The sequence below is a fragment of the Brachybacterium sillae genome, from assembly GCF_025028335.1.
GTDB lineage: Bacteria > Actinomycetota > Actinomycetes > Actinomycetales > Dermabacteraceae > Brachybacterium > Brachybacterium sillae.
On the sequence record NZ_JAFEUW010000001.1, the window covers coordinates 632,216 to 651,124 of the forward strand.

Annotated in this window: 17 protein-coding genes; 7 read left to right on the forward strand and 10 right to left on the reverse strand. The window is 72.0% G+C overall.

The window, feature by feature from the left end; all coding sequences use genetic code 11:
- On the reverse strand, positions 1 to 1,227 hold the full coding sequence (locus JSY14_RS02855; protein WP_259557251.1) for a CpaE/TadZ family protein: 1,227 nt from the start codon (positions 1,225 to 1,227) through the stop codon (positions 1 to 3).
- Positions 1,224 to 1,868 carry a flagellar biosynthesis protein FlgA gene (locus tag JSY14_RS02860; protein WP_259557252.1) on the reverse strand — a complete coding sequence of 215 codons (645 nt, stop codon included), beginning with the start codon at positions 1,866 to 1,868 and terminating at the stop codon, positions 1,224 to 1,226. The genes JSY14_RS02855 and JSY14_RS02860 overlap by 4 nt, the downstream gene beginning before the upstream one ends.
- 240 nt (positions 1,869 to 2,108) lie before the next feature.
- Here JSY14_RS02860 and JSY14_RS02865 point away from each other — a divergent pair, with 240 nt between their 5' ends.
- Entirely contained in the window at positions 2,109 to 2,351 is a 243-nt protein-coding gene (locus JSY14_RS02865; protein WP_259557253.1) for a helix-turn-helix domain-containing protein, read from the forward strand.
- A 49-nt stretch (positions 2,352 to 2,400) separates the two neighbouring features.
- Here the strand turns inward: JSY14_RS02865 and JSY14_RS02870 are convergent, their stop codons facing one another.
- Positions 2,401 to 2,949, reverse strand: coding sequence for a hypothetical protein (locus JSY14_RS02870; protein ID WP_259557255.1), 549 nt, complete (start codon positions 2,947 to 2,949; stop codon positions 2,401 to 2,403).
- Positions 2,950 to 3,202: 253 nt separating this feature from the next.
- Here JSY14_RS02870 and JSY14_RS02875 point away from each other — a divergent pair, with 253 nt between their 5' ends.
- Together JSY14_RS02875 and JSY14_RS02880 are read left to right on the forward strand one after the other, a co-directional pair.
- Positions 3,203 to 4,102 (forward strand): LysM peptidoglycan-binding domain-containing protein, encoded by a 900-nt coding sequence (locus JSY14_RS02875; protein WP_259557256.1) that lies wholly within the window; start codon positions 3,203 to 3,205, stop codon positions 4,100 to 4,102.
- A complete protein-coding gene (locus tag JSY14_RS02880) occupies positions 4,102 to 4,503 on the forward strand; it encodes an Rv3235 family protein (RefSeq protein WP_259557257.1) in 402 nt (133 codons plus the stop codon). Before JSY14_RS02875 ends, JSY14_RS02880 begins: the two co-directional genes overlap by 1 nt.
- Before the next feature lie 69 nt (positions 4,504 to 4,572).
- Here the strand turns inward: JSY14_RS02880 and secA are convergent, their stop codons facing one another.
- From secA to mtrA, 7 genes are all read right to left on the reverse strand, one after another.
- Positions 4,573 to 7,503: a preprotein translocase subunit SecA gene (gene secA / locus JSY14_RS02885; RefSeq protein ID WP_259557258.1), complete on the reverse strand. Its 2,931-nt coding sequence runs from the start codon at positions 7,501 to 7,503 to the stop codon at positions 4,573 to 4,575.
- Entirely contained in the window at positions 7,392 to 8,861 is a 1,470-nt protein-coding gene (locus tag JSY14_RS02890) for a winged helix-turn-helix domain-containing protein (RefSeq protein ID WP_259557259.1), read from the reverse strand. The genes secA and JSY14_RS02890 overlap by 112 nt, the downstream gene beginning before the upstream one ends.
- Positions 8,862 to 8,925: 64 nt before the next feature.
- Positions 8,926 to 9,588 (reverse strand): ribosome hibernation-promoting factor, HPF/YfiA family, encoded by a 663-nt coding sequence (gene hpf / locus JSY14_RS02895; RefSeq protein ID WP_259557260.1) that lies wholly within the window; start codon positions 9,586 to 9,588, stop codon positions 8,926 to 8,928.
- Between the two features lie 67 nt (positions 9,589 to 9,655).
- On the reverse strand, positions 9,656 to 10,468 hold the full coding sequence (locus JSY14_RS02900) for a ComF family protein (RefSeq protein WP_259557261.1): 813 nt from the start codon (positions 10,466 to 10,468) through the stop codon (positions 9,656 to 9,658).
- Positions 10,469 to 10,624: 156 nt separating this feature from the next.
- Complete coding sequence (locus JSY14_RS02905) at positions 10,625 to 12,322, reverse strand: LpqB family beta-propeller domain-containing protein (RefSeq protein WP_259557262.1); 1,698 nt, start codon at positions 12,320 to 12,322, stop codon at positions 10,625 to 10,627.
- Complete coding sequence (mtrB, locus tag JSY14_RS02910) at positions 12,319 to 13,971, reverse strand: MtrAB system histidine kinase MtrB (protein WP_259557263.1); 1,653 nt, start codon at positions 13,969 to 13,971, stop codon at positions 12,319 to 12,321. The genes JSY14_RS02905 and mtrB overlap by 4 nt, the downstream gene beginning before the upstream one ends.
- The gene (mtrA, locus tag JSY14_RS02915; RefSeq protein ID WP_259557264.1) at positions 13,968 to 14,651 is read right to left on the reverse strand and encodes an MtrAB system response regulator MtrA; all 684 of its coding nucleotides are present in this window, start codon (positions 14,649 to 14,651) and stop codon (positions 13,968 to 13,970) included. Before mtrA ends, mtrB begins: the two co-directional genes overlap by 4 nt.
- Positions 14,652 to 15,057: 406 nt before the next feature.
- Between mtrA and JSY14_RS02920 the strand changes: the two genes are divergently transcribed.
- The 4 genes from JSY14_RS02920 to JSY14_RS02935 are packed head-to-tail and all read left to right on the forward strand — an operon-like array spanning position 15,058 to position 18,907.
- A complete protein-coding gene (locus JSY14_RS02920; protein WP_259557265.1) occupies positions 15,058 to 16,047 on the forward strand; it encodes a hypothetical protein in 990 nt (329 codons plus the stop codon).
- A 3-nt stretch (positions 16,048 to 16,050) separates the two neighbouring features.
- On the forward strand, positions 16,051 to 16,701 hold the full coding sequence (locus JSY14_RS02925; protein ID WP_259557266.1) for a DUF4129 domain-containing protein: 651 nt from the start codon (positions 16,051 to 16,053) through the stop codon (positions 16,699 to 16,701).
- Positions 16,698 to 17,882 carry a DUF4350 domain-containing protein gene (locus JSY14_RS02930; RefSeq protein ID WP_259557267.1) on the forward strand — a complete coding sequence of 395 codons (1,185 nt, stop codon included), beginning with the start codon at positions 16,698 to 16,700 and terminating at the stop codon, positions 17,880 to 17,882. Before JSY14_RS02925 ends, JSY14_RS02930 begins: the two co-directional genes overlap by 4 nt.
- Entirely contained in the window at positions 17,879 to 18,907 is a 1,029-nt protein-coding gene (locus JSY14_RS02935) for an AAA family ATPase (protein WP_259557268.1), read from the forward strand. Before JSY14_RS02930 ends, JSY14_RS02935 begins: the two co-directional genes overlap by 4 nt.
- The last annotated feature ends 2 nt before the right edge of the window (positions 18,908 to 18,909 follow it).

Genomic DNA, 18,909 nt, shown 5'->3' on the forward strand with positions numbered 1-18,909 from the left:
TCATCCTGCCATGGGTACGGCGGCGCTCTCCGGAGGGACGACCGCGGTGAGGCCCCCGTCCTGCACCATCGTGCGCAGGGCCCGTCGCAGGGGACTGCGCGGGGCGCACTCGGCCAGTGCGGCGCCGTCCCACGCGGCGCGCCGACAGGCGGCGGTGTCCTCCGGCAGCAGATGCACCGGTGCCTCGCCGAACGCCCGCGCCAGGATCCCGCGGACCCGGTCCGCGGGAACGGCCGGGGTCATCCGGTTCACGACCACCTGTAACCTCGCGGAGGAGGCCCGTTCCACCAGGGCGTCGGCATCACGCAGCAACCGCGTGAGGGCGATGGGGTCCGCGGAGGTCACCACGAGGACGGTGTCCGCGGCACGCAGGGCGGTCAACGCCGCGCTGTCGCGGGAGACCGCGAAGGAGTCCCAGGCGTCCTCCTCCCCCTCGAGGCCGAAACCCGCGTCGAGGACACACAGCCCCTCGCGTGCGGTGAGGACGGTGAGGACCTGTTCGAGAGAGCTGGGGCGCAGCTCGTCCCAACGGCGCGGTACACCGATGCCCCCGAGCAACCGCAGGTTCGGTGCCAGCTGCGGCAGCAGCGCCTCCAGGGAGTCCTCGTCGAGGGTGTCTCGGGCTGCGGCTCGGCACGCGGCGAGCAGGCCGGGAGCCTCGTCAAGCACACCGAAGACCTGGGTGAGGCTCGGCCCGTGTGTGTCGGCGTCGACGAGCACAGTCGCCGTTCCGTCCAGAGCCGCCTCGTAGGCAAGGTTCGCCGCCACGGTGGTGCGCCCGGGAGCGCCGACGGGGCCCCACACAGTCACTGTTCGGGCCCTCCGTGTCGGCACCATCGGCTCGGTCTGGACCCAGGCTCCGTCGTCGGGGGCGTCCTCGGGGATCAGGGCACTCGAGACAACCTGACCGATACGGACGATCGGGGCGTCACTGGAGACGGTGTGACGCAGACCCAAGGTGGTGGCGCCGCTCTCCCCGTCAGGCTGGGTGAGTCCGATCACCGCGACCCCGGAGGCGAGCAGATCAGCCAGGAACTCCCGGTCCAGGCCCCGCACACCCAGGTCGATGAGCACGGCCTGCCCGGCCCCGGCCCTGGCAGCCGCCAGCGCCTCGGCCAGGTCAGCAGCGCGGCGGACGATGCGCAGGCCGGCCGCGCGCTCCCGTGCGGCGTCGTGGGCGATGCGGACCTCGTCGGCCCCACTGGCGCAGAGGATGACGTCGATCACGGAGTGGCCGCCCCGTCCGCAGTGGGGACGCCGACCACGTCCAGCCTGTCCTCCCGCGCCATCGCTTCGAGCACCGCGGGCAGCTGACCGGCGGGCACGAGAACTTCCACTGTCATCGACCGCATGCCTAGAGTGCTGCCCGATTCGACGCGCCGCACCACTCCGGACTCCACGAGGCGCTGCGCCTTCGGGGCCTCCCCCGATCGCACCTGCGGAGTCGACCACAGCTCCACCGTCCCACCGGGAGTCACGGACTGCGCCACCGTCGCATCGACCGGGATCACCACCGGCCGCAGGGGCGCCTCCACGGTCTGGCCCACCGCGGCGCGGGGCAGCAGCTCACCGGCCCCGACCGACCGCGCGGCGATCGCACCCTGGGGGATCTCCGAGGTGGTGGAGATATACCGGCCCTGCTGGTCCCCGAGCCGCACCTCCATCACGGTGAAGTCCTCCGGAGCGAGCACATCCCCGACCACCACGGTGTCCCGCGCCACGAGCACGGGTGTGGTGGCCGCAAGCCGGGAGATCAGGAAAGACCCCGAGAGCACACTGCCCAGCACCAGAGCAAGACCGATGAGCAGTCGGGGGTCCCGCCACCGCGGGCGTCGCAGGCGCAGGGCGACGGGAGGTGCAGACGACACGCTTCACTCCAATCCTCGAAGAAGGTCCGGCGGCGACCGGTGGGGCCGGCGGGCCCCCTGGTGGACGACACCGGGGGCGGGAGACCGCAGGCATCGTGAGGCTAGCGAGGACGAACCGTCGGCGGCACGACAGCGTCGCCGATTGTGGACAACCGCTGTCCGTCCACAAGCGGTGTGATGTCGACGTCATGCCCAGCAGACAGCTGTCAGAATGGGCGCCACCGTCACGGAAGGAGACCCATGTCGCCCCGTTTCATCCCGCTCGCCGACGTCGCGGAATCGCTGTCGATCTCGGCCGCCCAGGCCTACGCCCTGGTGCGCTCGGGAGAGCTGCGCGCGATCAAGGTCGGCGGCCGGGGACAGTGGCGCGTGGAGCTCAGCGAACTCGAGGCGTACATCGAGCGCGAATACCGGAAGACGGCCGCGTTCGTCGACGAGGAATCCGCAGCGCAGTCCCCGCAGCGCACGCCGCACGGGTCCTGACCTCACCCGGATTCCGACCGTCCGGCGCTGCGGCACCTCCGCGGGAGTCTCACTCCACCAGGACGGCCCGCACCGCCGTCAGCCGCAGCGTGAGCGCCCCTCCGCGTCGATCTGCTCCGGGGGATTCGCCCGTACCCAGGAAGGTGAGATCGACGGCGTCCGCTCCCACGCCGACGACGCGTGCCCCAGCGATGCTGCCCACGACGGATTCGACGCGCAGCACGAGGTGGTCCCGGGCCGTCTCCCGGAGCCAGCTGGTGAGGGTCTGCTCGTCCAGACGAGACGACGCGGCGGCGGACCGCCGAGGTAGCCCTTCGATCGCGAGAACCCCGTGCCACGGCACGACGGCGAGTCGGGCACCCGCGAGGTCTCCCAGTTCCACATGATCGGCGCCGACGCGCTGCACCCGGCCCGCGATCGGATCGATCCCCTCCACGTGGAGTCGGACCGGGTGGTCGAGCGCGCCGCGCAACCGATCCTTCACGGAGACTCGGGCCCATTCCGCCCGGACGAGATCCTCGGCCTGGGCACGCCTCTCCTGTGCCTGCAGATGAGCGAACCGTGCCTCCAGGTCGTCGAACATGCCCTCGATCGACATCGGCTCTCCCTCCCGCTCGGGCGCCCCACGGGCTCCTTCGACGTCTATGTCGCGACCCACTGTTGCGCATATCACGGAGATTCGCTACATTCAGGCCGCAGCAAACAGCATCAAACGACATCAAGAACCATGGTCGACGGGTCGCCACAGAGACCGACATCACTCTCTGCGATCCGATCGCCCGCCCGACCCAGACAGCACCGAGCCCTGGGATCCCCGAGGAACCCGGGGGATCCGCGAGGAGGACGAGGACATGGTGGATTTCGCGAAGCCCGTGGTGACCGCCCCCGCCCAGCCGACGCTCGGCCGGGCGCTGCTCGGCGTGCTCCTCGCCACCGGCGGGGCCCTGGCTGCCGCGACGGTCACCGTCTCTCTGCTGCCCGCGGCGCGCACGGCGGAGTCGACCGCCGCGCTCGAGCTCGGGCTCCAGGTGCTGGTGGCGAGTGCGCTCTCCGTGGTGCTGGCCCGCCTGGCCCTCGTGCAGCTGCTCACCGCCTTCGTGCTCCTCTCTCCCGGGGACACCCCACGCCGTCGACTCTCCCTGCGGGCGCTGCACCTCATCGCCCCTGCAGCGGCGCGGCGGCTGGGTGCCGGTGTCGCGGGAGCCGCCCTCGCCGGGTCCCTGGCCCTCGGAACAGCCCAGGCCGCACCTCAGGCATTCCCGCCCCTGCCCGCTGCGGCGTCCACCGTGCCGACCGAGACGGGGCGGTCCGATCCGGCTCGTGACTCCCTCCCCCACCTGGGGTGGGGTGTGTCCGCTCCCTCCTCCACAGGTCCCGCGGCACCCTCTGCCGCCACGGCGCCCACCGCCACATCGACACCGAACTCCCCGCCCGCCCCGTCGGCCTCGCCCCCGGCTCCCACCGCACGGTCGACGACCGACGACACCCCCCAGAACTCCCGTTCCGAGGCCACCCCGCCGCCGGCATCCCCCGTCACCGGCACGCACCAGGTCACCGTCGCCCCCGGCGACTGCCTGTGGCACATCGCGGACCGCGCTCTCGGCCCGGGTGCGGAATCCCCCCACCGCATCGAGCGCCTCGTGCGCACCATCCATGAGGACAACCGGAAGGTCATCGGTGATGACCCCGACCTCATCCTCCCCGGTCAGGTCCTGACCGTCACCGTCCCGACCACGGAAGAGAACCGATGATGACCGTCACCGATCAGCGTCCCCTCACCACCTCCCCCCAGCCCCGGGCCCTCGCGCCGCACGACCCGCAGGTCGCCGTACGGATGACCGCCTCTGTCGCCCGCAGCGCCGTGGAGATCTCCCGTGATCTGCGCCCGCCGACCTCGCTGGCTCGACTCGTCGTGCCCGAGGTGATGACGATGCTCACGCGTCGTGCGTCCCTCAGCCGCCGCCTGCGCGGTGAGGTCGGCCGCGCCCCCGAGCAGCGAATCGCCGTGACCGGTGTGCGCACCTGCATCGTGAACGAACAGACCGTGGAGGCGAGCGCAGTGGTGCGGGAGCCCGGGCGCGCCCGCTTCCTGGCCCTGCGCTGGGAGTTGCGGCACACGGGATGGCGGGTCACGGTGCTCGAACTGGGCTGAAGCCCCCGGAACCTCGAACGGCCCCCCGCCATGTGGCAGGGGGCCGTTCGCTCTGGCCGCGGATGCAGATCAGCCGCGAGCGCGGCGGCGCCGTTCTGCCTTCTCCTGCCGGGCCTGCGCGCGGCGCTCGCGGCGGCTGGTCGGCGCCGCGGCCTGGCTGTCGTCGACACCCCCTCCGGAGTAACTCAGGTGTCGGTGATCGAGCTCGTCCTTCAGGCCGCGCGCGGTCAGGCGCACCTCCGTCTCGGTGCCGTCCGTGACCTCCGTGCGGCTGCCCTCCTCCGTCGGGGTGTCGCTCCGGTCCGTGACCGGCTCGGTACCGAGCGACGTACGGTCCTCCGCACCGTTGCCATCCGCGCTGTCAGCCTCCACGGTGCCGGCATCAGGCGCGCCGACAGCCACGGAACCGGTCGGCGCAGCGTCCGCCGTGGCGGCCGGAATGCTGCCCTGCCCGGTGACGAGACTGGACACCGCAGCCGGGACGACACTGCGCGGCTGCTGCTGAACCTGGACCTCGAGGTTGAAGAGGTAACCGACGGCGTCCTCCTTGATCCCCGCGATCATGTCGTTGAACATCAGGTGGCCCTCGCGCTCATACTCCACGAGCGGGTCACGCTGGGCCATCGCCCGCAGCCCGATGCCCTCCTTGAGGTAGTCCATCTCGTAGAGGTGCTCGCGCCAGCGTCGATCGATGCAGCTGAGCAGAACGCGCCGCTCCAGCTGACGCATGGCGGGCTCACCCAGCTCCTGTTCACGCCGGTCATAGGCGAGCCGGGCATCTGCGAGGACCTCCTCGCGCAGCCGCTGCGCGGAGAGGTTCTCCTTCCCGCCGACCTCCTCCAGCAGCTCCTCGATGGTGATGGAGACCGGATAGATGCCGTGGAGGGCACCCCACAGCTCCTCCAGGTCGACATCCTCAGGATTGCGGCGTCGGGTGGCGGCATCGACGTACCCACCGATGACGTCCTCGACGAAGCCGTCGACGTGCCCGGTGAGGTCCTCACCCTCCAAGATCGCTCCGCGTTCGGAGTAGATCTTCGCGCGCTGCTTGGCGAGGACGTCGTCGTACTTCAGCACGTTCTTGCGGATCTCGGCGTTGCGGGACTCGATCGCCCGCTGCGCCCGTTGGATGCCCCCGGTGACCAGGCGCCCCTCCAGGGGCTTGGACTCCTCGACCCCACCGCGGGCCAGCAGCGACTCCGCCGTCGCCGAGTTGAACAGCCGCATGAGGTCATCCTGCAGCGAGAGGTAGAACCGCGACTCGCCGGGGTCACCCTGGCGTCCGGAGCGGCCACGCAGCTGGTTGTCGATGCGGCGGGATTCGTGGCGCTCCGTGCCGATCACGTACAGGCCACCGAGCTCGACCACCTCGTCGTGCTGCGACCTCACCGCCTCCTCGGCGTCCGCCACGGCCTGGTCCCACGCCGCCTGATACCCCTCGGGGTCGGCCTCGGCGTCCAGTCCGCGGCGTTCCAGCTCGGCGTGCGCCATGAACTCGACGTTGCCGCCGAGCATGATGTCGGTGCCTCGGCCGGCCATGTTGGTCGCAACGGTGACCGCGCCCTTCGCCCCGGCCATGGCGACGATCGCCGCCTCCTTGGCGTGGTTCTTGGCGTTGAGCACCTCGTGGGGCACGCCCTTGGCGTCCAGCAGCTGTGACAGGTACTCGCTCTTCTCCACACTGGTAGTGCCCACGAGCACCGGCTGACCCGCCCGGTGGCGCTTCTGGATGTCCTCGGCGACCGCATCGAACTTCGCCCGCTCGGTGCGGAAGACCACGTCGCCCTGATCCACACGCTGCATCGGCTTGTTCGTCGGGATCGGCACCACACCCAGGTGGTACGTGTTCATGAACTCGGCGGCCTCGGTCTCGGCGGTGCCGGTCATGCCGGAGAGCTTGTCGTACAGCTTGAAGTAGTTCTGCAGGGTGATCGTGGCGAGGGTCTGGTTCTCCGCCTTGATCGCCACACCCTCCTTCGCCTCGATCGCCTGGTGCATGCCCTCGTTGTAGCGGCGACCGGCGAGGATGCGGCCGGTGTGCTCGTCGACGATGAGCACCTCCCCACCCATCACCACGTAGTCCTTGTCCCGCTTGAACAGCTCCTTGGCCTTGATGGCGTTGTTGAGGAAGCCGATCAGCGGGGTGTTCAGCGACTCGTAGAGGTTGTCGATGCCCAGGTGGTCCTCGACCCGGTCGATGCCGGCCTCCAGCACACCCACGGTGCGCTTCTTCTCATCGACCTCGTAGTCGCGATCACGGCGCAGCGTCTGGGCGACCTTCGCGAACTCGGCGTACCACTTGTTGACGTCCCCGTCGGCCGGGCCGGAGATGATCAGCGGTGTACGGGCCTCGTCGATGAGGATGGAGTCGACCTCGTCGACGATGGCGAAGAAGTGCCCGCGCTGCACCCGGTCGTCGACGGACAGCGCCATGTTGTCGCGCAGATAGTCGAAGCCGAATTCGTTGTTCGTGCCGTAGGTGATGTCGGCGGCATAGGCCTCCCGCCGCTCCTGCGGGTTCTGCCCTGTGGTGATGACACCGGTGGTGAGACCGAGAGCGCGGAACACTCGCCCCATGAGGTCCGACTGGTACGTGGCCAGGTAGTCGTTGACGGTCACCACGTGCACACCCTTGCCGGCCAGGGCGTTGAGATACGCGGGGAGGGTCGCGACCAGGGTCTTGCCCTCACCGGTCTTCATCTCGGCGATGCGTCCGCGGTGCAGGGCGATGCCGCCCATGAGCTGCACCAGGTAGGGCCGCTGCCCCAGGGTCCGGTCGGCGGCCTCACGGACCGCAGCGAAGGCCTCGACCAGGATGTCGTCCAGGGTCTCCCCGTCCTCCAGTCGCCGCCGGAACGTCTCCGTCTCCTGCCGCAGTTCGGCGTCGCTCAGGTCAGCGAACACGTCACCGGCCTGGTCGATCTGGTGGGCGATCTTCTCGAGCCTGCGGCGCTCCTGGCCCTCGCCGGCACGCAGGATCTTGTCGAACAGGTTCGCCACTCGTTCTCCCCGGGGTCAGACGGATCGGGCCTGGGCCATCCTAAGACGTCAGACCGTGACACCTCCGAGTGCCTCCCGCAGGGCGCCGACGAGGTCCGGTTCGTCGGAGGTCGCAGCGGGCATGAGCACCGCGTCGAGGCCCTGCCAGCGGGCGGCCCGGGCCAGCTCCTGCGCCAGCGCCGGCGCGATCTCGGATACGGGGGTCCCGGTCGGCGACGGGACAGCACCGGGGCGGGTTCGGGATAGATCCCGGAGACCTCCAGCACCCCGCCGCGGCGGTCGGCGCGCAGATCGACGAGGGCGACGATGCGATCACCCAGCAGGAACGGCAGGGAGTAGTAGCCGCTGCGTCGTCTGTCCCGGGGGGTGTAGATCCCGATGCGGTAGTCGACGTCGAACAGCGTCGCCACCCGCGGCCGGTGGAACATCATCGGGTCGAAGGGGCTGACCAGACAGGCAGCGGGAACAGGCGCGGCCGAGGTGGGGGCGGCATGGTGACGGAGCATCGGCACGAGGGTGCCATCCCGGTCGATGCGCACCGGTTCCGCCTCCCCTGTCGCCTCCAGCCGGTCGAGGGCCTCCCGGACCGGTGCCGCGGGGAGTCGGAAATAGTCGGCGATGTCGGCGACGGTGGCGATCCCCAGGGCACCCAGCGCGAGACGGCTGAGCTGAACGATGGCCTCGCGGCGCTCCCGGGCATTGGGCGGAGGAAGGTCCGGGGTCGCCTCCGGGTGGCCGACAGGGGGAGTCACCAGCAGGCGGTCGAAGCGGGAGCCGCGTCCCGCGGCGTGCAGCCGCCCGGCGCGGAACAGGTACTCGGCGACCCACTGGAGGTCTGTGCGGCGCCAGCCCCACGCGTCCTGGGGCCGGTCCTGGCCCCCCAGGGCGGCGGAGATATCGGGGGCGGAGACGGGGCCGTTGCGAGCGACATGGTCCAGGACGTCCTGCAGGATCTCCGGATGGGCGGCGGCGGCCCGGCGGACGGCGCCCCAGTCACGGGTGGCCGCGTCGGCGCGGCGGAACCGCAACAGGTCGTACACCTCCGGGGTGGTGTACGCCGCTTCGTGGGCGAACATCTCCCGCAGGGCCGCACCCCCGGCAGTGGGCGTGGAGCGGCGGGCGGCCCGGTCGAGGGCTGCCACCTCCCAGGGGCCGCAGCGGGTGAAGACCGGCATCAGATGTGCCCGGGCGAACACCTGGACCGAATCGATCTGCAGCAGGTGCAGGCGCTGCACCACCCGCTGCAGGGCGCGGTCGGCGGTGCGGCCCGTGAGGACCGTCTCCGTGCGGGAACGTCCGATGCCCTGGGAGCGCAGGGCGATCCGCCGCGCGGTCGTCCATCGGAGGGTGGTGGTCATGCGGGACACCGACGGACGGCGCCGGGATCACCGGCGCCGTCCGTCCGGGTGGGCGCGTGGAGGCTCAGGCGCTCTCCTCCTCGAGTTCGATCACGCCGTAGTTCCAACCCTTTCGGCGGTAGACGACCTTCGGGCGGTGCGTGTCCTGATCGATGAAGAGGTAGAAGTCGTGCCCGACGGCCTCCATCTCGTACAGGGCGTCGTCGATGCTCATCGGACGCGCCCGGTGGGTCTTCTCGCGGATCACGACGGGCAACTCCGCGACCGGTGCGGTGCCGTCGTCGGCATCATCACCGGCCGCATCAGCGGGGGCCGGTTCGGCGGGGACGGCGTCGGTCAGCAGCGCCGGATCGAGGTCCTCCCCGGGCATGGTGCGCACCGTCGCGGCGTCCTTGCCGAGGTGGGCGCGGTCGCGTCCGCGACGATGATCCTTACGGCGATCCCGCGCGCGGCGCAGGCGCTCTACGAGTTTCGCGTACGCGAGATCCAAGGCCGCGTACAGATCGTCTGCCCGGGCCTCGGAGCGGATGACGGAGCGTCCGTCGCGGAACGTCAGCTCGACGCGATCGGCCTCATCGGCCCGGCGCGGATTGTTCTCGTGCGAGATCTCGACCTCGATGCGCGCGGTCTCCGGTGACAGCTGCGCGACCTTCTCGAGCTTCTCGTCCAGGTGGCGGCGGAAACGCTCGGGGACGTCCAGATGACGCCCGACGACACTGATCTCCATGGGTTCCTCCTCAGTCTGGGGTGCGGCCGCATCATGGCCCGGCCGCGGAGCACGGGACGGGTGAGCCTCACCTCCTCGACGTCGAGGGGACGGTCCGATCAGGGGATCGGGGGATCTCCATCTTGCCACGCCCGGAACGGGAGATCCCTGGTGATGGTCCCGGGGCGGAGGCGAGGACGAGCGCGCCGTGGACGACGCCCCCGGCCTCCACGACGGCGCGGTGTGCCGCCCGCAGCGACGCCCCGGTGGTCGCGACATCATCGAGCAGGACGACGCCGGAGGCCGGGGGCCGCCACCCCGGACGCATCCCGAGCCGGCGGACGGACCGCCCCCGCACGCCCTGCCCCTTCTGCCCACGGTCGTGCAATCGCAGGGGACGCTGCACCCGGGCACCGGTCCGACGCGCAAGGTGCCGTGCGAGCTCAGCGGTGTGGTCCTCACCCCGGCGCAGTCGGGCGCGGAGCGTAGAGGGCAGGGGGATAATCACGGGGGACACCGCCCCGGCCCGGCCCGTCTCAGCCAGCAGGCGATCCCAGGCGGGCCGCAGCGCCGCGGAGAGGGGGTCGACCAGGGCGGCCCGCCCACCGTTCTTCCAGGCCAACACGAGGGCGCGGGTCCGGTCGTCGTAGTCCGTGGCGGCGACCAGGGGCATCAGCGGAACCGACAGCTCCACCGGCCCCAGCGGGGCGTCAAGGTCTGCTCCGGTGACCATCTCCAGCGCCGGATGGCGGGCCTCGACGCGACGGGGCCCGCTGGCCAGCAGCGCCCGGCAGGCGGGGCACGGCGCAGGAGGCGGCGCCCCGCAGGGGCAGTCGACATCCACCATCAGGCTGAGGGTGTCCCACAGGACCCGTCGGGCCACGTCACGTATCAGCAGCATGCCCGGATCCCAGCAGGACCGGCGGGGGTGCAGGGCGGACCGACGGACGGTGGGGACGACGGCCCCCTGGGGAGGAGACGCACAGACCCCCTCGAGGCGCGTGCGGGACCGACGGCGCGAAACCGACGGTGCGGGACCGACGCGGGACCGACAGCGTCAGTGGAAGGCGGGGTCGCGGGCCGGGAACGGGACGGCTTCCCATCCGGCACCATCCGAACGCAACAGCTCCCCCTCCCCGGTGCTCGCCCACAGGGAGGAGGCGGCGGAGCTGCCGGCAAGGCGCTCGGTACCCGCCCGCAGCAGCGACAGCATCTCCTCCCCGGTGGCGAAGTCCAACAGCACCGCGCGCGGTTCGGCACCGACGGTCGCCGCTCCGTGCAGCAGCAGCGCTGTCTCGTCGTACCAGACGGCCTGGTCGATCCGGCTCAGCTCGGTGTGGATCCGGCGCGGGGAGGTGACCCCGAGGGGTGCCCCCCGGTCATCTCGCACCACCGCGGCGAGATCCAACACCCGGGCGGTGCCCTGCTGTGACAACACGATCAGACGGGTCGAATCGGTCGACAGCTGCATCCCGAGCACCTGACGCTGCTGCAGCCACGGCACCTCCACCCGCACGTCGGCATCACCGCCGGTACGGTGCAGCGCGAGCAGTGCCCCCGCGGAGGTGCCGGCGGAGGTCCATACGTACCCGTGGTCGTCGATGCTGGGTGCGGTGACCCCCGCGCCGACGGCGACAGCGCGCAGGGGAACGCTCCCGTCCGTGGACGCCAGCAGGATCTCCCCACTGGCCGGGTCCCAGGCCGCGGCCAGGGGGCCGCGCGCGGCCAGGGCGGGTCCGCGCACTGCTCTGTCCTCCAGGGCCGGCACCAGCTGCAGCGGCGCCCCACTCGGCCCCTGCTCGTCCAGGGCGATCATCCCGCGCTCCCCCGCCCCGATGGGTCGGTGGCCGACGCCCGGTCGCCACGGGGCTCCCTGCACCGGCGGTTCGACCACGTCGCCGTCCAGCATGAACCGCACACCGGCCAGTGCGGGGATGCTCTGGGCGGTCGCCGCGATCTGCGCCAGGGCGAGGGCTCGCTGTGTCGCCGGGAGCGCGCTCAGGGAGGCCGGCAGGATCACTCGCGGGGAACCGTCCCCCGCCGTCCCGATGGCGGCCTCCCGCACCGTGAATCCCTCAGGGAGCGCGGAGGTCACCGCCTGCGCCAGGTACGCCACCGGGGGTGTGCCCAGCAGCGCCAGCCCGGAGGCGGCGAGGCTGCGTGCCGGGACCCACCGAATCTCCGGGACGAGGTGGCGGCGGGAGATGTCCAGGTGGAACAGCCGGATGGCGGAGAACAGCAACCCGAAGACGGTGTCGGTGAGGAAGATCCCGGCCGGTGGAGCAGTGATGCGCCATTGGCCGTCCACCTCACGCATCGGCAGCACGATCTCCCGGGTTGTCGGCTCCGGCAGGCGGGTGCGTGCGCCGACTGCATCGATCATGGCGATGACCTGCAGGCTCACCCGAACGGTGGCCTCTCCGACCTCCTCCGCGACGATCTCCTCCCCCGCCGCGTACACCACGATCGCCTCCCCCGGGTCCCAGGCTTCGGCGACGGCGGGATCGAGGTACTCGCGGGCCACGGCGTAGTCGTCGGCAGCGCCGGCTCCTGCCCGGATGAACCCCTCGGCGATCTGCACGGGACCGGCGCCGGGTTCCGGGCCCCGGGGCTCGACGTACGGGGCCGCGTCCTGCGCGGCGGACGGCAACGGTGTGCTCTGCACCCCCGAACTGATGGGGATGCGCGCGCAGCCGGCGAGCATCGGGAGCAGGGCGGCGGCGAGCACGAGGCGCCGGGTGGGTGCGTGGTTCATGGACGTTCCTCCTCCACCCCCACGTCCGGCAGGGCATCGGCCCGGGGAAGGCTCCCTCGGCGGTCCTCCCCCTCGTCGTCGTGCCCGGGCAGAGGTGCCCCGTCGGATCCGCGTCGCAGCGGCAGCGGAGACCGGGCGAGGACTCCCCCGGGCTCCCGCGGGAGGGTCAAGCGGAAGACGGCACCCTGGCCGACCTGTCCCCATGCCTGCAGCCACCCGCCGTGGAGGTGCGCGTCCTCGGCGGAGATCGCCAGGCCCAGTCCTGTCCCACCGACAGTGCGGGCGCGGGACGGATCGGCCCGCCAGAACCGGTCGAAGACGTGGCGGGCGTCGTCCGGGCTGAGCCCCCGCCCGTGGTCCTGCACGACGACGGCGACAGACCGATCATCCCCGGCGGTCTCCACCAGGACGGGGCGCCCCTCCCCGTGCTCGATCGCGTTGGTGAGGAGGTTGCGCAGGATGCGGTCGATGCGGCGAGCGTCGATGACGACGGGGCCGCGGACGTGCAGCCGAGGAACCAGGGCGGTGCCACGGGAGCGCGCGAGCACCTGCACGTCCTCAAGGGCGCGGGTCACCACCTCATCGAGGTCCTCCTCCCGGGCCTCCAGCCGCACCGCTCCGGCGTCGTACCGGGAGATCTCCAGCAAATCCGCCAACAGCGCATCGAAGCGGACGACCTGCGCATCCAACAGCTCCGTGGTGCGTTCCAGGTCCGGCGGCAGATCAGTGCGGCGCGCGTGCAGCAACCCGGTGCCCATGCGGATCGTCGTCAGCGGTGTGCGCAGCTCGTGGGAGACGTCCGCGACGAAACGCTGCTGCATCCGGGACAGCTCCTCCAGCTCCGACATCCGGGACTGGAGGTTCCGGGCCATCGCGTTGAACGAGGTGCCCACCCGGGCGAGCTCATCCGCCCCGGAGGCATCCACCCGGCTGGCGAGATCCCCGGCGGCGATCCGCTCGGCCGCCAGAGCGGCCTTCTGCAGTGGGCTCGTCACCACGTGCGCGGCCATCACGGCGATCCCGACCACCAGGGACAGGAGCACCAGGCCCCCGCCGACCATCACATTCTGGACGAACGACAGGGTGGCCTGCTCCTGTTCCAGCGAGTACACCAGGTACAGGTCGTAGGAGTCCCCACCGGGCACCGTCACCCGCGTGCCCACCAGGATCCCCGGCACCGGCCGGTCCTCATCACCACCGAGGGCGACGCTGCGCCAGCTCAGGTCCCTGCCGGCGGTCGCCACCGCCTCGGTGACGTCGTCGGTCAGAAGGTCCGTCAGACGCCGGTCGGTCGTCACCACCGACAGGGAACCCTCCCCGGTGACCGGCACGATTGCGACGTCCCGGCGGGAGGTCGAGTCGGACGAGCTCACCGCCTGCGCGAAACTCGCCAGGGCGTCCTGGCGCTGCGAGTCGGTGGCGGAGGTCAACCCCTGCAGTGTCGTCGCCAGCTCCGCCCGCACCTGCACGGACTCCGCCAGCACCCGGTCCCGACGCTGGGTGTGCAGGCCGTCGGCGATGACCGAGGAGAGATACACCCCGACGGTGAGGACCGCGAGCGTGGTGAGCAGCACCGTGGCGGTGACGATGCGCAGGGCGAGCGGCCACGACCGGGGGTCCAGGCGCGCCCGCGCCGCGTCGGTGCTCACTCCTCCGAACCGGCGCGGTATCCGACCCCGCGCACGGTCAGCACGTACCGGGGGTTCTCCGGGTCCTTCTCGATCTTCGCGCGCAGCCTCTGCACGTGGACGTTGACCAGGCGGGTGTCGGTGCTGTGCCGGTATCCCCAGACCTCCCGCAACAGCGCCTCCCGGGTGAAGACCTGCCAGGGGCGGCGGGCGAGCTCGGTGAGCAGGTCGAACTCGAGCGGTGTCAGGGAGATGCGCTCCGACCCGCGGCGCACCTCGTGCCCGTCGACGTCGATCGTGAGGTCACCGATGGCCAGACGCTCGGTGGTCGGGGTCTCACTGCGGCGCACCCGGGCGCGGATCCGGGCCACCAGCACATCCGGGTCGAAGGGCTTGGTGAGGTAGTCGTCGGCCCCGGCCTCCAGGCCCTCCACCACATCGGCGGAATCGGAGCGGGCGGTCAGCATGATGACGGGGACGTCGGAGACCTCCCGCAGGCGGCGGCACACTTCGATCCCGTCCATCCCGGGGAGCATCAGGTCCAGCAGCACCACATCCGGATCGATGCCCCCGAGGGCCTCGAGGGCGGAGGCCCCGTCCGGAGAGGTGACGACGTCGAACCCCTTGCCGCGCAGCACGATCGAGACCATCTCGGCGATCGCCTGGTCATCGTCCACGACGAGGATGCGGGTGGTGGCCATGGCGTCATTGTGCCATCGGGGGAGGACGAGGACCGACCACCGGAGCCGCCCGCTCTCGACCAAGGTCGTAGGCCGCGACGGGCACGGCCGCGTAGCGTGCGGGAGCGGAACCCGGGAACAGAATCTGTGGACGCATCGCCAGATCGCACGGCGAGGGAAGGGAGAGTGCCATGACCACTCCGTGGAGCGCCCCCGGCGCCGGCCCCGAGCATCCCGCGGCCCCGTCGGCCCCGGACATGCCGGCCCCGGACACGCCGGCCCCGGAGACTTCGCGGGCGTCGGATCCGTACTCCGCACCCGGCCCGTTCGCCGCGCCGGTCGGTGCGGCGCACGGGGCCGACGGTCCCCGCCGCGAGCTCGAGGAGCGGCCCCCGCTGTTCCCCCGCGCCCGCTGTCGCTGGCCGAGGTGCTCGGGGCGGCCGCCCGGCTGTACCAGCTGCGTCCGAAGCTCATCCTCGGCCTGTCGCTGGTGGTGATGTTGATCGGTGGAGCCCTGTCCGCGCTCATCGGGGGCGTGGGCATGATCCCCGCCCTGCGGTCCGCGCTCGACCCGAGCACCATGCAGGATCCGAGCGCCGGGGGCGCGGGTCTGCTGGGAACGATCCTCGGGCAGGTCGGTTCGTCGCTGGTCGTGGGGCTCGCCTCGGCGCTGCTCACGGTCGCTCTCGCGGCGATCACCCTCGGGGAGGCCACCCGCCGACCTCTGACCTCCGCCGGAGCCCGCGCCGCCCTGCGACGCCACGGGCTCGCCGCCGTCCTCGCCGTTCTCGTGCCCGGGCTCCTGTTGCTGCTGGTGTGGGCGATCGCCATCGGGGCGGTCGTCGGCATCGCCTACGCTCTGCGCGCCGCCGCGGTCGGCCCGGACTGGCTGATCGCGATCCCCATCGTGGTGCTGGGCCTGGTCGCGGGGGTCCTCAGCCTCTGGATCTGGGGCCGTACCTCCCTGGCAGTCCCGGCGGTGGTCGCCGAGGAGATCGGCGGCATGGCGTCGCTGCGCCGCTCCCTCGCCCTCACCCGCGGACGACGGTTCTGGCGCCCCTTCGGTGAGCTGCTGCTCGTCTCGGTGCTCGTCTCCGTCGTGATGCAGGTGCTCGCCTCGGTCGTCATGGTGCCGCTCATTCTGGTGGTCATCGTCGCGGCTCTGGCGTCCGGTTCGGAGGATCCCACCGGGGCCGTCCTCGTCGTCACGGTCCTCTCCCCGCTGCTGACGATGCTGGTGGCCGCTTTCGCCCAGCCGTACATGGCGGCTGCCCAGACGGTCGTGTACGCCGACGCTCGGATGCGCCATGAGGCCTGGGATCTGGACCTCGCCCGCATGCTGAGGGGCGCCCCGGAGGAAGCGAGCAGGGCCGTCCCCCCGGCCGCGGGGACCGACGCCCCGACCACGGTGGGCTGACCCGTGGATCCCGACGAGGCGCGTCGCCGGATCCTCGAGGAGCTCGCCCGTTCCCGCTACGGCGGTTCCGAGGGCATCATCGGCTGGGTGCTGGCCCGGCTGACGGACCTGTGGCGCAGTCTGCAGGAGTCCGTCGGCAGCGGGCAGCGTACGGGCGTGGCCCTGCTCATCGTGCTGTGTGCGCTGCTGCTGAGCGCGCTCGTCCTGCTGCTGCGACGTACCGGGTGGGTCCGACGCAGCGGGTCCCTGCGCGCCAGCGCGGATCTGTCCGCCGCGCCGGAGCTGTCTGCCGCGCGCCTGCGGGAGCTCGCGGCCCGTGCCGAGTCCCGTCACCAGTACGACGATGCTGTTGTGCTGGCCCTGCGCGCGATCGTCCGGGACCTGCAGGAACGCACCCTGCTCGAGGTGCAGGAGGGCACCACCGCCCATGAGGCCGCACTGACCGCGGCCCACTCCTTCCCCGCCGCGCGGACGCGCCTGATCGCCGCCTCGGAGTCCTTTGATGTCGCCGCTTACTCGTCCCGCCCCGCGACCGCGCGGGACGCCGCCGACGTCCGTCAGCTCGCCGAGTACCTGCGCGAGGCCCGACCGCAGCTCGACCCGCAGACCGCCGAGGCACCCACGCCCCCGCCCACCGGAGAGGTCCACGCATGAGCGCCCCCGCGCGCCGCACCGGCGACCGCCTACTCGTCCTCGTGCTCGGGCTTCTGCTGGTGGCCGCTGCCGTCGTGCTGGTGCTGCGCACCGGCTACCGGGACGGGCCGCTGGAGATCAGCGCCCCGACGCCGCAGGGGGCGCTCGCCGTCGCGACGGTGCTGCGCCAGGACGGCACCACCGTCACCGCCCGACGCACCACGGCAGCGGCGGCAGAGGCCCTGCGTGCCGGTGACACCGTGCTGGTGACACGGCCCGCCGTCTTGTCCCGACGCCAGCTGGAGGAGCTCGCCACCGCCCGCGACGAGGGCACGGGCCATCTGGTACTGCTCCGCCCCGATTTCGGATCCCTGGCGGTGCTCGCCCCCGGGGTGCGCCCCGCGGGGACGATCGAGCCCGGGCAGCGTCTCGTCGCAGACGCCCGGTGTGGTCCGGCGTCGTTGCGGGCCCGCACGATCGTGCCGGTGCCGAGGTCGACCGACCTGCAGGAGACCACCGGCACCGTGTACACCGCCCCCGGGGGCGCGGCCTCGTGCTTCCGCGAGGGTGACGGCGCCGCCGTGGTGGTGACCGACCGCGTGACGGTGCTCGGCTCGGACCGGATGCTCACCAATGACGGTGTCGACGCCGAGGACAACCCGGCGATCGCCCTGAACGCCCTGGCCGGACCACACCTCACCTGGTACGTACCCTCCGCCGACGACCCCCTGGCGCAGACCGCGCCCGGTCCGTTCGATCTGCTGCCCCGCTGGGTGGGACCGATCGGGGCCTGGACCCTGCTGCTCATCGGTCTGGCGGTGGCGGTGCTCGCCCCGCGGCTGGGGCCGGTGATCGTCGAACCCCTCCCGGTGACGGTCCGCGCGCAGGAGCTCACCCTCGGGCGGGCCCGTCTGCTGCAGCGCGCGCAGGGCAGGGAGCAGGCTGCGGCCGCCCTGCGCGCCGACGCCATCGACCGGGCAGCCGGGCGCCTGGGCATCACCCGTCACGCCGACGCCGAGGCGGTCCTCGCGGGCTGGGCGGCCCGCGGCGTGCCGCACGATCCGGTGGCCGCCAAGCGGACGCTCGCCGGGCCCGCCCCACGCACCGACGAGGAGCTGGTGCGCCTCGCCTCGGACCTCGACAGCCTGACCGCGCCGCTGCCCGCGGCACCGCACACCCCCGTTTCGAAGGAGACCCCATGAGCATCCCCGCCGATCCACCGATCCCCGGCGATCCGGGCACGACCATCGCGGCCGGGACGACCCCCGCGGCCCCCACATCCGGCTCCCGCGACCGTCTGGTGGCGGTGTCCGGGGAGATCCACAAGGCCGTCGTCGGTCAGGACGCGGCCGTGACGTCCCTGGTGATCGCGCTGCTGTGCCGCGGGCACGTGCTGCTGGAGGGTGTGCCGGGTGTGGCGAAGACCCTGCTCGTGCGCGCCCTCGCCGCGAGCCTCGATGTCTCCATGCGTCGCGTCCAGTTCACCCCCGACATGATGCCGGGTGATGTGACCGGCTCCCTGGTGTACGACAGCCGCACCAGCGACCTGGTGTTCCGTGAAGGCCCCGTGTTCACGCACCTGCTGCTGGCCGACGAGATCAACCGGACCCCTCCGAAGACCCAGTCCGCGCTGCTGGAGGCCATGGAGGAGCGGCAGGTCACCGTCGACGGGGTCAGTCATCCCCTGCCCGATCCGTTCCTGGTGGCCGCCACCCAGAACCCCCTGGAGTTCGACGGCACCTACCCGCTGCCGGAGGCCCAGCTGGACCGCTTCCTGCTCAAGGCTGTGCTGCCGCTGCCGGAGAAGGAGGCCGAGCTGGATGTGCTGCGGCGCCACGCGGCCGGTTTCGACACCTCCGATCTGGCGGCCGCCGGTCTGCGGGCCGTCGCCAGCGCCGACGACCTGGTGCAGGCGCGGCGGGAGGTCGCCGCGGTGCAGACCGAGGATGCAGTGCTGGAGTACATCGTGGAGATCTGCCGCGCCACCCGCCGCTCCCCCACCATCGCCCTGGGGGCCTCCCCGCGTGGCGCCATCGCCCTGCTGCGCACCTCCCGTGCCTGGGCCTACCTGCAGGGCCGTGACTTCGTCACCCCCGACGATGTGAAGGCCATGAGCACCGCGACCCTGGGCCACCGTCTACGGCTGACCACGGAGGCCGACCTGGAGGGCGCGCAGATCGAATCGGTCCTCGCCGCGGTGCTGGCGTCGGTGCCCGTACCCCGCTGATC

Bases quoted from the DNA above. Each gene is read 5' to 3' on its own strand.
- JSY14_RS02865 (WP_259557253.1), top strand. From the start codon at position 2,109: ATGTCGCCCCGTTTCATCCCGCTCGCCGACGTCGCGGAATCGCTGTCG.
- JSY14_RS02870 (WP_259557255.1), bottom strand. From the start codon at position 2,949: ATGTCGATCGAGGGCATGTTCGACGACCTGGAGGCACGGTTCGCTCAT.
- JSY14_RS02875 (WP_259557256.1), top strand. From the start codon at position 3,203: ATGGTGGATTTCGCGAAGCCCGTGGTGACCGCCCCCGCCCAGCCGACG.
- JSY14_RS02880 (WP_259557257.1), top strand. From the start codon at position 4,102: ATGACCGTCACCGATCAGCGTCCCCTCACCACCTCCCCCCAGCCCCGG.
- JSY14_RS02890 (WP_259557259.1), bottom strand. From the start codon at position 8,861: ATGACCACCACCCTCCGATGGACGACCGCGCGGCGGATCGCCCTGCGC.
- hpf (WP_259557260.1), bottom strand. From the start codon at position 9,588: ATGGAGATCAGTGTCGTCGGGCGTCATCTGGACGTCCCCGAGCGTTTC.
- JSY14_RS02900 (WP_259557261.1), bottom strand. From the start codon at position 10,468: ATGCTGCTGATACGTGACGTGGCCCGACGGGTCCTGTGGGACACCCTC.
- JSY14_RS02905 (WP_259557262.1), bottom strand. From the start codon at position 12,322: ATGAACCACGCACCCACCCGGCGCCTCGTGCTCGCCGCCGCCCTGCTC.
- mtrA (WP_259557264.1), bottom strand. From the start codon at position 14,651: ATGGCCACCACCCGCATCCTCGTCGTGGACGATGACCAGGCGATCGCC.
- JSY14_RS02930 (WP_259557267.1), top strand. From the start codon at position 16,698: ATGAGCGCCCCCGCGCGCCGCACCGGCGACCGCCTACTCGTCCTCGTG.
- JSY14_RS02935 (WP_259557268.1), top strand. From the start codon at position 17,879: ATGAGCATCCCCGCCGATCCACCGATCCCCGGCGATCCGGGCACGACC.